Origin of the sequence: Vitiosangium sp. GDMCC 1.1324, from assembly GCF_003044305.1 — a bacterium.
Classification (GTDB): domain Bacteria; phylum Myxococcota; class Myxococcia; order Myxococcales; family Myxococcaceae; genus Archangium.
In genome coordinates, this window is sequence record NZ_PZOX01000016.1 from 208175 (window position 1) to 221977 (window position 13803).

Annotated in this window: 11 protein-coding genes; 4 read left to right on the plus strand and 7 right to left on the minus strand. The window is 68.2% G+C overall.

What is annotated here, in order from left to right; translation table 11 throughout:
• Positions 1-7: 7 nt before the first annotated feature.
• Both DAT35_RS37605 and DAT35_RS37610 read right to left on the minus strand, forming a co-directional pair.
• Positions 8-2281 (minus strand): CHASE2 domain-containing protein, encoded by a 2274-nt coding sequence (locus DAT35_RS37605; protein WP_108074093.1) that lies wholly within the window; start codon positions 2279-2281, stop codon positions 8-10.
• Between the two features lie 173 nt (positions 2282-2454).
• Positions 2455-2841 (minus strand): sensory rhodopsin transducer, encoded by a 387-nt coding sequence (locus DAT35_RS37610; RefSeq protein ID WP_108074094.1) that lies wholly within the window; start codon positions 2839-2841, stop codon positions 2455-2457.
• A 209-nt stretch (positions 2842-3050) separates the two neighbouring features.
• Here DAT35_RS37610 and DAT35_RS37615 point away from each other — a divergent pair, with 209 nt between their 5' ends.
• The 3 genes from DAT35_RS37615 to DAT35_RS37625 all read left to right on the plus strand — a co-directional run bounded on the left by DAT35_RS37615 (position 3051) and on the right by DAT35_RS37625 (position 6249).
• Positions 3051-3800, plus strand: a complete 750-nt coding sequence (locus tag DAT35_RS37615; protein WP_108074095.1) for a YoaK family protein — start codon at positions 3051-3053, stop codon at positions 3798-3800.
• Between the two features lie 119 nt (positions 3801-3919).
• On the plus strand, positions 3920-5776 hold the full coding sequence (locus DAT35_RS37620) for a glycoside hydrolase family 15 protein (RefSeq protein WP_108074096.1): 1857 nt from the start codon (positions 3920-3922) through the stop codon (positions 5774-5776).
• Positions 5773-6249: a hypothetical protein gene (locus DAT35_RS37625; protein WP_108074097.1), complete on the plus strand. Its 477-nt coding sequence runs from the start codon at positions 5773-5775 to the stop codon at positions 6247-6249. The genes DAT35_RS37620 and DAT35_RS37625 overlap by 4 nt, the downstream gene beginning before the upstream one ends.
• A gap of 41 nt (positions 6250-6290) precedes the next feature.
• Here the strand turns inward: DAT35_RS37625 and DAT35_RS37630 are convergent, their stop codons facing one another.
• Positions 6291-6689, minus strand: coding sequence for a VOC family protein (locus DAT35_RS37630; protein WP_108074098.1), 399 nt, complete (start codon positions 6687-6689; stop codon positions 6291-6293).
• Between the two features lie 128 nt (positions 6690-6817).
• On the opposite strand from DAT35_RS37630, the gene DAT35_RS37635 reads away from it, so the two are divergent.
• A complete protein-coding gene (locus tag DAT35_RS37635; RefSeq protein WP_108074206.1) occupies positions 6818-8020 on the plus strand; it encodes an acyltransferase in 1203 nt (400 codons plus the stop codon).
• A 75-nt stretch (positions 8021-8095) separates the two neighbouring features.
• On the opposite strand, the gene DAT35_RS37640 is transcribed toward DAT35_RS37635, so the two are convergent.
• The 4 genes from DAT35_RS37640 to DAT35_RS37655 form a co-directional block, all read right to left on the minus strand.
• Positions 8096-8791, minus strand: a complete 696-nt coding sequence (locus DAT35_RS37640; RefSeq protein WP_108074099.1) for a polymer-forming cytoskeletal protein — start codon at positions 8789-8791, stop codon at positions 8096-8098.
• Positions 8788-9582 carry an amino acid ABC transporter ATP-binding protein gene (locus DAT35_RS37645; protein WP_108074100.1) on the minus strand — a complete coding sequence of 265 codons (795 nt, stop codon included), beginning with the start codon at positions 9580-9582 and terminating at the stop codon, positions 8788-8790. The genes DAT35_RS37640 and DAT35_RS37645 overlap by 4 nt, the downstream gene beginning before the upstream one ends.
• Positions 9579-11057: an ABC transporter substrate-binding protein/permease gene (locus tag DAT35_RS37650; RefSeq protein ID WP_108074101.1), complete on the minus strand. Its 1479-nt coding sequence runs from the start codon at positions 11055-11057 to the stop codon at positions 9579-9581. Before DAT35_RS37650 ends, DAT35_RS37645 begins: the two co-directional genes overlap by 4 nt.
• Before the next feature lie 120 nt (positions 11058-11177).
• Positions 11178-13562, minus strand: a complete 2385-nt coding sequence (locus DAT35_RS37655; RefSeq protein ID WP_108074102.1) for a glutamine--tRNA ligase/YqeY domain fusion protein — start codon at positions 13560-13562, stop codon at positions 11178-11180.
• Between the last annotated feature and the right edge of the window lie 241 nt (positions 13563-13803).

The window sequence follows — 13803 nt, forward strand, 5'->3', positions numbered from 1 at the left end:
CGACCTCTCACTTCTCGAGGTTGGCGACTCCATCGAAGGGCAGCGGGGGTGGGTGCTGCTGGTACTTCCGGCAGCGCGAGAGCAGCGCGGCCGTCGGGCCATCCTCCAGATCCTCGGCCAGCCGCGCCTCCAACACCTTTGCTGCCTCCGCGAAGCGTGCCTGCCGGTACAGCGCGAGCGCTTCGTGGTAGCGCTCGACCGTCTCGAGCTTCTCCGCTGGCAGCTCGCCCTTGAGCGCCAGCAACTCATACACCGTCACCGCCTCCTCCTTGCCCGCCACCCGCACCCGGTCCAGCTCCCGCACCTCGATGTGGTCGCGCGCCAGCTCATAGGTGCGCGGGCCGATCATGATCAGCGAGCCATAGGCCTTGTTCGCTCCCTCCAACCGCGAGGCCAGGTTCATGCCGTCGCCCATGGCCGTGTAGTCGAAGAGCTGCTCGCTGCCGAAGTTGCCCACGAAGAGCCGGGCGCTGTTGAGGCCAATGCGCGTGTACACGTCTGGAAGACCCTGCTTCCGGAACTCGGCGCGCAGACGGTTGACCTCCGCCTGCGCCGCCAGGGCGCCCCGGCAGGCGCGCACCGCGTGATCCGGATGGTTCACGGGCGCTCCGAAGAGGCACACCACCGCGTCGCCGATGTACTTGTCCAGGCAGCCCCCCTCATGCAGCAGCGCCGAGCTCACCCGCGTCAGGTATTGGTTGAGCACGCGGACCAGCTCACGCGGCTGGTCCTGGAAGGTCTCGGAGAAGCTGGAGAAGCCACGGATGTCGCTGAAGAAGGCGGTGAGCTCCCGCTCTTCACCGTCCAGCCGGGGGAGCCGGTTCTCCTCGATCATCTGCTCGATGAGCCGGGGCTCCATGTAACGGCTGAAGGCCTGCCGGATGAACGCGGCCTCGCGGTTGGCGAAGAGGTGGTTGGAGGCCATCGCGCCCAGGCACGCCAGCAGGCCCGCCGCCGCGGGCATTGCCGCGAGCAGGTGTACCCGCCCCAGCGCCAATGAAGCGCCCATCACCAGGAAGACGATGGGAACGACCACCAGCAGCAACCACGCCAGCTCTAGCTCGGGCATGCGAACCGTCATCAGGAGCACCGCCGACACCACTGCCAGCCCGAGCCCGAACAGCAGACTCACCCAGAAAGGAGCCTCGGTGATGAAGCGGCCGGAGAGGAGGTTCTCCATCACCGCGAGCTGTTTGCTCACCCCTGGCACCGGCGCCCCGAACGGCGTGGCCCTGGCGCCTCCCAGCTCTTCCACCGCCGTGCGGCCGATCACCACGACCCGGCCTCGGAACAGGTCTGGCTTGAGCCCTGTTGGCTTTCTGTCCTTGCGCAGCGTCCACGCGTCCAGCAGTGTCACGACCGGGACGATTGGGAATCGCTCATGCAGCGAGCCGCCGAAGTCGAGCTCCGCGCTGCCGTCCGGGTTCACCTCGAGCTCGCGCGAGCCCAGCCGCATCGTGCGGCCGGAGAACACGAGCTCCCTGGCCCCGAAGAGGTCCGCCGCCGCCACCACCGGAAGCGTGACATACGCGTTGACTCCATCCGTGTACGCGAAGCGGGTTCGCCGTATGAGCCCGTCCGGATCCGGCTCCACCTCCACCAGTCCGAAACCCTTGGCCTCCGCGAGCAGCGGTGTGGCGGGCGGGATGAGGTGGTTGGGCTGACGTGCTTCCGGCAGGGGCTCGGACTCCAGGAGCGGCAGCGCGCGTCCGTCCGTCCGCACCGGGAAGGCCAGCACCTGTGCCGCGGCCATGGGGTCCGCCACCTCCCCGAAGTCCTGGGCGGGCGGAGGATGGACGGGATCCACCTTCGGGAGGGGAGCGGCTCTCGGATGGGTGGCCACTCCCAGGTACACGGGCAGGCCGGTGTCCCGCAGCACGCGGGCGAAGTCGGGCTCCGCGCCGGTGGAGCGCTCGTCCATCACCCCGTCGAACAGCACGGCCCGGGCGCCGTGATGCGCCAGTTCCTCCATCACCCGTGCCCACAGGCCGCGGTTCCACGGGTAGGTGCCGAAGTCGCGCGCGTACGTGGGGTTGTCGCGGACACCATTGAGGCTCGTCTGATCAATGGCGACCACAACGATGTCGGGTGACAGGCCGCGGCTTCGGGTGAAGGTGGTGAGCGCGCGGTCGTAGAGGGCGCGCTCCAGGGCCGGAAGCCCCAGCCACCCGAGGAGCCAGCACGCAGCCGCCACAGCCGTGGACAGTACCGCCACCCCCAGCATCTGCGGCAGGTGGTGGCGCAGGCGCAGCAGCAGGATCTTCCAGGTGTCACTCTCCATTCACGGCTTCCTCGCTCCCGCCGACTCTATGTCACCTCGCGGGGCGTTCCGTACCTGGCTTCTCTGTCCTGGCTGGCTTCCTTCGACGTCCGCTCTGTGCCGCACCGGCAGCAAGCGGGCAGGTGCGCGGCCAGCCAGGCCCGGTGGCAGCCGCACCCGTCGGCCATATTCCGTCAATCGACGGGGAAGGCCATCGTGGAGATGAGCGCGAGCTCGGACTGCCTCGAGTCGAGCCGCGTGTGCTGAACCACGATGGGAACGTCCGACTGGATGAGGCTCGCGTAGTCGGTGTCGCGAGGAACGGGAGCCGGGTCCTTCAAGTCGTTGAAGCGCACGTGCTGCGTGCGTCGTGCCGGTACTGTCACCCGGTAGGGGCCCACGGGCTCGCGGTCCTTGAAGAAGAGGGTGATTTCCACATGGGCGTCCTGGTCGGACGCGTTGAGCAGGCAGGCTGTCTCATGACTCTCCAGTGCTCGACTCTGCTCCGCGCTCTTCGTGCTCTTCCCGGGGATGTAGCCCTCTGCGATGGCCCACTGCTTGCGACCCACGGGGGTTGGCATCACGCACTCCTCCTTCGTCTCCTGGCCCTTGCTCCCGATAACCTGTTCCCGCTGGTGCGGGTGTGAAGGGGCGGGCCCGGCCAGCGCAGACGGGCCCTTGGTCTGCCCACCGTGGCCCTGGCGGGCGGAGTGTGCATTCACCCCCTGGGCCCCGCCCCTTGCCATTTCATACGTGCCCAACTCCTGGTAGCCAGGGGAAGGGGAGGCGTATGAGCGAGCCCGCACCGGCATTCCGTTCCAAGGTTGTCATTGCGCTGTGCCTGTGTCTGGTGGCGGGCTTTGTGGATGCGGTGGGCTACCTGACGCTCGACAAGCTCCTGCTGGCGAACATGAGCGGCAACACCGTGCGGCTCGCGATGCGCGGCGTGGAGGGTGAATGGGGCCCGGCCTCCGTGGGGCTCCTGGCCATCGTCATGTTCACTGGCGGGCTGATGCTGTCGGGGCTGGTCTACGAGCTGTGCGTCCGCCTCCGGGCCCCGCCCTTCCGCTTCACCGTGCTGCTGGAGGTGGCGCTGCTCGGTGCTTTCCTGGTGCTCGGGCCGGGGCTCCAGGGGCCGTTCTTCCATGCGCAGGTGTCTCTTGGCGCCCTGGCCATGGGAATGCAGAACGCGAGCCTCCGCCGCGTGGGGCCCTTCTCGGTGTTCACCACTCACATCACCGGGACACTCACCAAGTTCGGTGAGTCGGTCGTATCGCTCGTCTTCTGGGTGCTCGACACCCGAGGGCGGATGCCGCGCATCACCTGGCGTGGACTCTTTCGGCTCGGGCTGGGCGAGAAGAGTGTGCAGGAGACCTTCTTCATGGGCGGCCTGTGGCTCATGTTCCTGCTCGGCGCGGCCTGGGGCACGCTGTTTCAGCGGCGCTTCGGGCTCCCTTCGCTCGTGGCACCGGTGGTGCTGCTCCTGGCGGTCGCCGTCTATGATGGATTCCGTCCGATCAACCCGAGGGGGAATGCTTGACTCCCTGGCCAGGAGGGGTGGAACGGCTCACTCAGTCACCAGACGGGCGGGCGCCAGGCCCTCTCCCAAGGCTGCCGCTCCCGCCCGAGGTGACCACCCTCCCCGGAAGGGAGGCCTGCTTGCGGCCCGCGCGCATTCACGACTACGCCCTCATCGGGGATGGGCACAGCACCGCGCTCGTCTCGCGCGCCGGTGCTATCGACTGGCTGTGCTGGCCCCGCTTCGATAGCCCCTCTCTCTTCGCGGCGATTCTGGATCCGGAGGTGGGCGGCACCTGGCGCCTGCACCCCGTGGGACCCTCGCGGGTGACGCGGCGCTACGTGCCGGACACCAACGTGCTCGAGACGCGCTTCGACACGGATGGAGGCACGTTGGTGGTCACGGACCTGATGCCCCTCCACGAGAAGCACCTGGCCTTTACACAGCCCGAGCGCGAACTGTTGCGCTGCGTCTCGTGCGAGCGGGGGGAGGTGACGCTGGAGGTGCTCTACGACCCGAGACCGGACTACGGACGGGCGAAGGCCCAGGTGAAGGACGGGGGGAACCTGGGCTGGAGGCAGGAGCATGACGGGTGGCTGTACACGCTGCGCACGGACGTTCCACTACAGCCCAGGCCCGAGGGAGGGCTGCATGGGCGGCTCACGCTCCGGGCGGGGCAGCGGGTGCATTTCTCGCTCACGGCGACGAACGACGGGCCGGCCGTGCTGCCGCCGGTGGGGCGCTTCTCATGGGGGCAGGTGGAGCGCACGGTGAAGGCCTGGCGCGGCTGGGTGAGCAGGTGCCGCTACGCGGGCCCCTGCCGCGAGGCCGTGGTGCGCAGCGCGCTGGTATTGAAACTGCTGACCTTCGGGCCTTCGGGCGGATTGGTGGCGGCGCCTACCACGTCGCTTCCGGAGGTGATGGGCGGGCAGGACAACTGGGATTACCGCTTCTGCTGGGTGAGGGACTCGGCCTTCACCGCGCGGGCCCTCTACGGGCTGGGCTACGAGGCGGAGGCCGAGGCCTTCGTGTCCTGGCTGCTGCGAGCCACATGGCTGACGCAGCCGCGGATGCATGTCTTCTACGACGTCTACGGCCGGCTGCGCACCGGCGAGGAGGAGCTGCCGCACCTGCGCGGGTACGAGGGCTCACGGCCAGTGCGGGTGGGGAATGCGGCGGCGATACAGTTGCAGCTGGACTCATACGGCGAGGCCATCGACGCGGTGGCACAACTGGCCCGGCGTGGCGGGCACCTGGACCGGGAGGAGCTGAAGATGCTGAAGCGGTTCGGCGAGTACGTCACGAAGGTGTGGGAGCGGCCGGACGAGGGCATCTGGGAGCCACGCACGGGCAAGCGCGAGCACACCTTCTCCAGGCTGTCATGCTGGGCGGCGCTGGATCGGCTGCTGGAGCTCTATGGGCGAGGGGTGTTCCGGAACGTGCGGATTCCCATGGAGCGCTTCCAACAGGCGAGGGAGCGGCTGCGGGAAGAGATTGAGACGCGGGGCTGGAATCGGCGGCTGCACAGCTACGTGCGGGTGCTGGACGGGGACGAGGTGGATGCGGACCTGCTGCTGATGGCCTGGTACGGCTTCGAGGACGCGCGCTCGGAGCGGATGCGGAGCACGTACCGGCGTATCGAGGAACGGCTCGGGGCGGGGGACGCGCTGCTCTACCGCAACGAGAACGACATCCAGGAGGGCAGTGGCGCCTTCGGCATCTGCTCCTTCTGGAAGGTCGGTTTCCTGGCGAAGGGCGGGGGGAGCTTCGCGGAGGCGGAGCGGGCGTTCGAGAAGCTGCTGGGGTTGGCCAACGACGTGGGGCTGTTCGCGGAGGAAGTGGACGCGGAGACGGGGGAGGCGCGGGGCAACTTCCCGCAGGCCTTCACGCACGTGGGACTCATCTCGGCGGCGCTGGAGCTCGAGGAGGTGAGGCCCTGGCGCGAGCCCGTGTGGCGGACGGGACGGGAGGAGGGCAGCGAGGAGGCGCGGGCATGAGCTGGGTTCTGGATTGGGCGGTGTGGGGCTTTGTGAGCACCCTGGTCCTGACGGCGCTGTTGGAGGGGAGCCAGCTGCTGAGGCTGACGCGGATGAACCTGCCCTTCCTGTTGGGGACGATGCTGACGGCGGACCGGGATAGGGCGAAGCTGTATGGATTGGGGCTGCACCTGCTCAACGGGTTGTTGTTCTCGGGGGTGTACGTGGCGGCATTCGCCGCGTGGGGGCGGGCGAGCTGGTGGCTGGGGGGGCTGATGGGCGTGCTGCATGCGGGCTTCCTGCTGCTCGTGGTGCTGCCAGCACTGCCTGCACTGCACCCGAGGATGGCGAGCGAATCCCAGAGCCCGACAGAGGTGAAGCAGTTGGAGCCCCCGGGGGTCCTGGGGTTGCACTATGGGATGCGAACACCGCTGACCGCATTGGTGTCGCACGTGGTGTTCGGGGTGCTGCTCGGCAGCCTCTTCCGGGTGTGAGCCCGGTAGGCCTCGTGGGCCGTGGCCCATGGAGTCCGGAATCAGTCCCCGTCGGCGAGCACGACGAGGTAGCCATCGGGATCGGCGAGCCAGAGCTCTTGCTGACCCGAGTTGGGGTTCACGTGGACCTCTTCGACGATCCTGGCCCGCAGGGAGTGAGCGCGTTCGACAGCGCTCTCGAACTCGTTGATCTGGAACCACAGGAGCACGCCATGGCCCGGCCGGGCCTCATCCCGGTTCATCAGGTTCGGATGCTCTTCTTCATCCCATGCATGCAGTTGGAGAACGACGTTGCCCTGATTGACGAGCGTCTCGTACGTCCGTCCTCCGTGACCGCTCTCGCACCCGAGGAGCTTCCGGTAGAAACGGCTGCTGGCCTCGACGTCGTTGACGGCGATGAGCGGCAGCGGCTGGACGCGAACGTTGGGCTTGCGGGCCATGTTCCGGCCACTCTAGCCCGGGGTGTACACGGGCGTGGCAGATACTGGCGGGGCCGGAGTTTTCAGCCGATTCTCCGGTGCCGCAACCGCGGGAGCTCGACCGCTCCCGGGACGAGGACGCACGCACCGTGATCTCTCAGGAAGCCAGCAGCACGTTCAAACGGTTCGATGGGCTCGACACGCTGAGAGCGGTGGCCATCCTGCTGGTGTTCGCCTACCACTACATGGTCTTCGTCAGCGGCACGCCGACCTTCGGCTGGGTCAGCACCGTGGGCTGGACAGGGGTGGACCTGTTCTTCGTGCTGAGCGGCTACCTCATCGGCAACCAGCTCTTCGCCGGCATCGCGAAAGGGAAGGCGCTGTCGCTGAGGGCGTTCTACATCCGGCGGATCCTGCGAACGCTGCCCAACTACTACGTGGTGCTCGCGCTGTATTTCATGCTGCCCACGGTCATGGGCGGCAAGCAACCGCCGCCCCTGTGGCGCTTCCTCACCTTCACCCAGAACCTGTGGTTGAAGCCGGGGACGGCGTTCTCACATGCCTGGTCGCTGTGCATCGAGGAGCAGTTCTACCTGTTGCTCCCGCTGGTCATCGTCGGTGCGCTGCACTTCGGCAGGTCCATGTCGAAGCGGGCCGCATGGTTCGCGTTGACGGGCCTGATCCTCGCGGGCGTCGCGCTCCGCTGTGTGCTGTGGTTCCAGTACGGACAGGAGGCGGGTGGTGCCGTCGAGGGCTACTACCCGAACATCTACTACTCCTCGTTCTGCCGATTTGACGAGTTCCTGCCGGGCGTGGCCATCGCCCTGCTGAAGAACTTCCATCCGCGCCTCTGGGAGCGGGTGGTCGGATGGGGCCGTACCACGCTGGCCGCCGGTGTGCTCGCCACCGCGGTCCTCTTCTACCTGCTCGCGAATTATTACTACATCGATGGCTACGGTTATGGCTTCGCCATGACTGGCTTCGGCTACTCGCTGATGGCCTGTGCGTTCGCGCTGCTGGTCGTGGCCGCGCTGAGCCCGGGCTCGCTGCTGTACCGCGTGCGCGTGCCGGGCGCCGCCTCCCTCGCGGCGTGGTCGTATGCCATCTACCTGTCGCACAAGCCGCTCGCCCATATCATGCGGACGCAATTGGAGCCCTGGGGCCTGGGCGAGGGCACCAGGGTGGCGATCATCTCGGCCGTCTGCCTGCTCGGCGGCTGGCTGCTGTATCGCTTCGTCGAGACGCCGTTCATGCGGCTGCGCGATCGCCACCATCCGACGAACTTCCACACCGCGGACGGCGCACGGACCCGCCAGGCTGGCGGCTCGCTGGCTGGCGAGCCCTCGCGATAGACCCGTCGTCGGCCGACTCAGGCACACCCCCACTCAGGTGACAGGGTGGGGGCATGGCTTCAGTCCAGGGGCTGTTCAAAGTCCCTTCTTCGCGCGCAGCGATTGTTCGACCTCGGGGAGGAACGGGCTGCCGCCCCGCTCCGCGTGCTTCCTGGCCAGATGGAGGTCGTGCACGCCGTTCTTGAGCACCTCGGGCACGAAGGTCTGTTCGTCGTTCTCCAGCGCGTTGGCGTCGATGTCGGGCTCGAACTCCTGCCAGCCCCTGCCGCCGACGATGAGGGTGCGGAAGGCCTCGGGCACGGAGCGCGGTCCGCCCGCATTCGCCCAGATGGGGGTGTGCGAGTCGAGCAGCACCGCCCGCGCCGTCAGGATTCCACTGGTTCCAAGCACCGCGCCATCGCTTCCCCAACTGCCAATGATGACTCCGGACGCCGTGATATCGCCGTCCACCGCCACACGCGCGCTGCCCCCGTAGATGATGTTCCGTGCGCGGACGTTGCCCGTCACGATGAGCGCGCAGGTGCCGGCGCCCTCGGTCTTGAAGATGAGGTCCCCAGTCGTCACGAGGTCTCCGTCGATGATGAACGCCCAGGGGCCGTCGCCGGTCTCCAGGTCGTGGGTGACGTGGAGGCCTCCCTCGATGAGGCGGGGGCGTGGCTCTTCGTCGTTGAGGTCGCGCGTCTCGAGGAACCAGCTCAGCAGGTCGTGGCCACGGTAGCGGGCCGCGATGTCCTCGAAGGACACCTCGTGGCCCATTTCATCGAGCATCATGTCGTATCTCCTGCCTCGGAGCGGACGTGGAGCACCTTGCGCAGGAACTCGCGGGTGCGGGGCTGCGAGGGCTGGGTGAAGATGAGCGAGGGTGGACCCTGCTCCAGGACGAGGCCCGCGTCCAGGACGACCACGCGGTGGGCCACCTCGCGTGCGAACCCCATCTCGTGGGTGACCACCAGCATCGTCATTCCCTCTCGGGCCAGGCCTTGCATCACCTGGAGCACCTCGTCGGCCAGCTCCGGATCGAGCGCGGAGGTGGCTTCGTCGAAGAGCATCACCTCCGGCTCCATGGCCAGGGCCCGGGCGATGGCTACCCGCTGCTGTTGCCCTCCGGAGAGGCGGGCCGGGTACTCGTCCTTCCTGTCGAGCAGCCCCACGCGCTCCAGCAGCCGCAGGCCGATGGCCTCCGCCTGGGCTCGGGACAGCCCCTTCACCCTCTGGGGCGCTTCGATGATGTTGCCCAGGGCCGTCATGTGGGGGAACAGGTTGAATCGCTGGAACACCATGCCGATGTGCGTGCGCTGCTGATCCACCTCGGCCTCGGGACGCGCGACGAGCCGTCCCTCCTTCTCCTTGCGCCCCAGCAATTCACCCCGGAGCCAGATGCGCCCCTGCGTGGGTGCCTCCAGGTAATTCAGACAGCGCAGCAGCGTGGACTTGCCGCAGCCACTCGGCCCGATGATGACGACGACCTCACCCGGGGCCACCTCCAGGTCGATGCCCCTGAGCACCTCGCGGTCGCCGAAGGACTTGCGCAGCCCCTCCACCCGGATGATCGGCCCGCTCATGTGCCGCGTGCCTCCATGCGCCGCTCCAGCCGCTGGGCCAGGGTGGACAGCGCCACGACGATGATCAGGTATCCAATCGCCGCCCACGCGTACACCTCCGGGCGCAGGTACGTCCCGGCGATCTGCTTCGTCTCATAGAGCATCTCCGGCAGGGCGATCACCATGACCAGCGAGGTGTCCTTGGAGAGCGCCGCCAGCTCGTTGACGAGCGGGGGAATGAGGCGGCGGAACGTCTGCGGCAGGATGACCCGGCGCATGGCCAGCTCGTGGCTCATGCCCAGCGCCCGCGCTGCCTCCATCTGTCCCTTGTCGATGGACTCGATGGCGGCCCGGAAGATCTCCGCGATGTAGGCCGCGGCGTTGAGCGACAGCGCGGAGAGCCCCGCGGCCATGGGTCCCATCCGGATCCCCGCGAACAGCGGCAGCGCGAAGAAGATGAAGAGGAGTTGCAGCAGCAGGGGCGTCCCGCGGAACAGGGTGATGTAGGCCACGGCCACGGCACGAAGCCCCGAGCGGCGGGAGATGCGCGCCAGCGCCACGAGCAGCCCCAGGGCAATGCCGAGTACCCCGGAGCCGAGTGTAAGCTGGAGCGTCACCCCCAACCCTTGCAGCACCCGGGGCAACACCACCTCCCGGGAGAACACCCAGAAGCCTCGCGGCTTCGCGGTCTGCCCCAGCTCTCCCCCGAACCAACGCTCGGAGAGCCGCTTCAGCTCTCCGCTGGCCTTGATGTCCGCGAACGCCTGGGTGATGGCGGCGGTCAGGTCCGCGTCCTGCTTGTTGATGGCGATGCCGATGGGCTCCGGCTCGAGCGCCTGGCCGGTGATGACGAAGGTGTCGTCCTCGTGGGCGAAGTACAGGCCCACGGGCTCGTCGACGACGATGACGTCGGCCTGTCCGGACTTCAGCGCGGCGAAGCTCTCGGTGGCACCGGGGAAGGCTCGAATCTCCCGCACGGCGATGCCTCGCTGTTGGAGCTGCTCCACCCAGCGCTGCGAGGTGGTGTTCGTCTGCACCGCCACGCTATGGCCGGCGAGCTCCTGCTCGGTGCGGATGTTCCGGCCCCGGGTGGTGACGAAGACCTGGGACAGGCGCGCGTACTCGACGAAGTCCACCTGCTGCTGGCGTGCGGGGGTGATGTTCATCGACGAGAGGATGATGTCGTAGCGGCCGGAGGTGAGCCCGGCGAGGATGCCGTCCCAGTCCATGACGATGAACTGCGCGGTGACGCCGAGCCTGCGGGCGATCTCCCGGGCGAGCTCCACGTCGAAGCCTACGGGCTGGCCGTTCTCCAGGAACTCCATGGGCGGGTAGGTGGCATCGATGGCCACCCGAAGCACCCCGGAGGCGCGGATGCGGGCCAGGGCGCCCGCAGGCGCGGTGGCGGGTACGTTCGGCGGCTCATCTCCCGCGGCGAGGCCGGGCAGGAAGGCCGCCAGCAGGATGCATCCGATGGCGAGACTCCAGCGTCTCATCGGGCCATGCATATCACCCAACGGGTGCGGCGCCGTGGGTCTGTCGCCCGATGAGGCCCGTCCTGCCCGGACGGGCCTCCACTTCGTCCCCTGCCTGACGCACTCGCGTGCGGGGCGGGTTCAGCCGAGCATCTCGCTCAGGAGCCGCGCGACGGCCTTCGGGTCCGCCTGACCATTCGTGGCGCGCATGACCAGGCCGGTGAAGAAGCCGGTCAGGCCCTTCTTCCCGCCGCGGTACTCCGCGACCTTCGCGGGGTTCGCGTCCAGCACGCCCTGGATGGCGGCGCGCAACTGACCCTCGTCGCTGACGACGCGCAAGCCCTTGCGTTCCACGATGCTCTTGGGCGCCTCGCCGGATGCCTGGGCCTCCGCGAGCACATCCTTGGCGATGCGGGTGCTGATGCTGCCCTCCGAGACCAACGCGACGAGCGCCGTGAGCGCCTCCAGTCCCACGCGGTTGGTGCCCTCGCGGATGGGCGTGGCCAGGTCGTTCACCACCCAGGTCGCGAGGTCCGCGAGCCGCGAGTCACCCGCGCCCGCCAGGTACGCGGCGAGCTGCGGTTCGCGGGCGAGCAGGTGTGCCTCGTTCTCGGTGACGCCGTGCTTGCGCAGGCGCGTGAAGGTGGACTCCTGCTCGGCCGTGAGCGCCGGGCGGACGGGGGCCGCCGCTTCGGCCTTCTTCTCGGGCTTCGCCCGGGCCTCTGCCTTGGGCTCTACGCCTTCCGCCTTCTTGCCCCAGGTGTCCTTCAGCGTGATGACACGGTTGAACACGGGCGCGTCGTCACGGCTGTCCACCGGGTCTCGCCAGAAGTACCCGGCGCGCTCGAACTGGTAGCGGGCGTTGGCCGGATTCTTCATGACGCTCGGCTCCACCAGCCCGCGAGTCACCACCAGGCTGTTCGGGTTCACGAAACGCATGAAGTCCGTGTTGAGCGGCTTCGAGTCGTCCTCGTGGCCGGGCTGCTCCGGGTCGAACTGCTGGGCCTCGCTGTCGGGCTCCGGCACGGTGAACAGGCGGTCGACCAGGCGGAACTCGGCGCTCACGCCGCGCGTGGCGCTCACCCAGTGGATGACGCCGCTGGCCTTCGCGTCCTCGCCGAGCAGCGTGACACGCAGCTCGACCGGCTCACCGTCGGCCCCCTTGATGACCTCGTCGCAGCGGATGATGCCCGCGCCGCGCAGACGCACCGCTCCGCCCGGCGTGAGCCGCTTGAAGCCCTTGGGCGGGTCCGCGCTGAAGTCGTCGCGCTCGATGACGAGCTCTCGCGTGAACGGTACATCCCGCACCGCCTGCTCGGGCGGCACGCGCTCTCCGGTCGGCAGCGGCACCTTCCCATCGGCGCTGCTCACGTCTTGCGGCCAGTAGGGGAGGCTGAGCGTGCGCTCCGCGTCGAGGTTCTGGATGACGATCTTCAGCGGGCGCGTCACGGCCATCACGCGGGGCGCGCGGGTGTTCAGGTCATCGCGGACGGCGTTCTCGAAGAGCGCGATGTCCACGGTGCGGTTGGTGCGGCTCACGCCGATCTGCGCCGCGAAGGTCCGGACCGCCTCGGGCGTCACGCCGCGCCGGCGCATCGCGCTGAGGGTCGGCATGCGCGGGTCGTCCCAGCCCTTCACGACTCCCTCGCGCACCAGCCGGCGCAGCTTGCGCTTGCTGACGACCGTGTACTCCATGCTGCGCCGCCCGAACTCGTACTGGTACGGAGGCGTCCGGCCCGTCTCCCGAGCGGGGAACAGGTGCTCCATCAGCCACTCGTAGATGGCGCGGTTGTCCACGAACTCCAGGCTGCACATGCTGTGCGTGATGCCCTCGATGGCATCGCTGATCGGATGGGCGAAGTCGTACATCGGGTAGATGCACCACTTGTTCCCGGTCCTGTAGTGCGGCGCGTGCAGGATGCGGTAGAGCACCGGATCGCGCAGCTTGAAGTTCGGGCTCGCCAGGTCGATCTTGGCGCGGAGCGCGTGCTCACCGTTCTTGAACTCGCCGGCGCGCATGCGGCGGAAGAGGTCCAGGTTCTCCTCGACGCTGCGGTTGCGGTACGGGCTGGGCGTGCCCGGCTGGTCCACGGTGCCGCGCAGGCGTGCCATCTCCTCGCCGCTGACGCTCTCCACATACGCGAGGCCCTTGCGGATGAGCTGCTCGGCGTACCCGTACAACTGCTCGTAGTAATCCGAGGCGTAGAACAGGTGCGAGGCGTCCCACCCCACCCACTGCATGTCGCGGATGATGCTGTCCGCGTACTCCTGCGTCTCCCCTTCGGGGTTCGTGTCATCCATGCGCAGGTGGCAGACGCCGCCGTAGTCCTGCGCGGTCATGAAGTCCAGGTAGCTGGCGAACGCATGCCCGAGGTGGGCGTAGCCGTTCGGCTCTGGTGGGAAGCGCGTGACAATGCGCGTGTGCCGCCCCGATTGCAGGTCCGCGTCGATGACCTCCGTGATGAAGTTCGGAGACACGCGGCGCGCTTCGGGCGCGGGGATCTGGGATGCTGGGGGCTTGCTCATTAAGCCCTACATACTACCGTCCTGGACGGTTTCCAGAGGGAGAGAAGCGCAGGCTGGAGGCCGAGCGGCCGGCCCGGGCCGGAGAGAAGCCGCATGCGGCGACACACCCAGGACAGGCAGGGGCGGGAGAGGGCTCCGGGTCCGTGAGTTGCTCGCGCGGCTGTCGTCAGTTGCGGTGGAGGGCCCGGCTCCCGGATTTACGACGGAGAGGATCTCAGATGTCGTCTCATAAATCGTCGCA

What these genes read in the sequence shown, in the direction of transcription:
- DAT35_RS37605 (WP_108074093.1), bottom strand. Translation starts at nt 2,281, where the DNA reads ATGGAGAGTGACACCTGGAAGATCCTGCTGCTGCGCCTGCGCCACCAC.
- DAT35_RS37610 (WP_108074094.1), bottom strand. Translation starts at nt 2,841, where the DNA reads ATGCCAACCCCCGTGGGTCGCAAGCAGTGGGCCATCGCAGAGGGCTAC.
- DAT35_RS37615 (WP_108074095.1), top strand. Translation starts at nt 3,051, where the DNA reads ATGAGCGAGCCCGCACCGGCATTCCGTTCCAAGGTTGTCATTGCGCTG.
- DAT35_RS37625 (WP_108074097.1), top strand. Translation starts at nt 5,773, where the DNA reads ATGAGCTGGGTTCTGGATTGGGCGGTGTGGGGCTTTGTGAGCACCCTG.
- DAT35_RS37630 (WP_108074098.1), bottom strand. Translation starts at nt 6,689, where the DNA reads ATGGCCCGCAAGCCCAACGTTCGCGTCCAGCCGCTGCCGCTCATCGCC.
- DAT35_RS37640 (WP_108074099.1), bottom strand. Translation starts at nt 8,791, where the DNA reads ATGATGCTCGATGAAATGGGCCACGAGGTGTCCTTCGAGGACATCGCG.
- DAT35_RS37645 (WP_108074100.1), bottom strand. Translation starts at nt 9,582, where the DNA reads ATGAGCGGGCCGATCATCCGGGTGGAGGGGCTGCGCAAGTCCTTCGGC.
- DAT35_RS37650 (WP_108074101.1), bottom strand. Translation starts at nt 11,057, where the DNA reads ATGAGACGCTGGAGTCTCGCCATCGGATGCATCCTGCTGGCGGCCTTC.
- DAT35_RS37655 (WP_108074102.1), bottom strand. Translation starts at nt 13,562, where the DNA reads ATGAGCAAGCCCCCAGCATCCCAGATCCCCGCGCCCGAAGCGCGCCGC.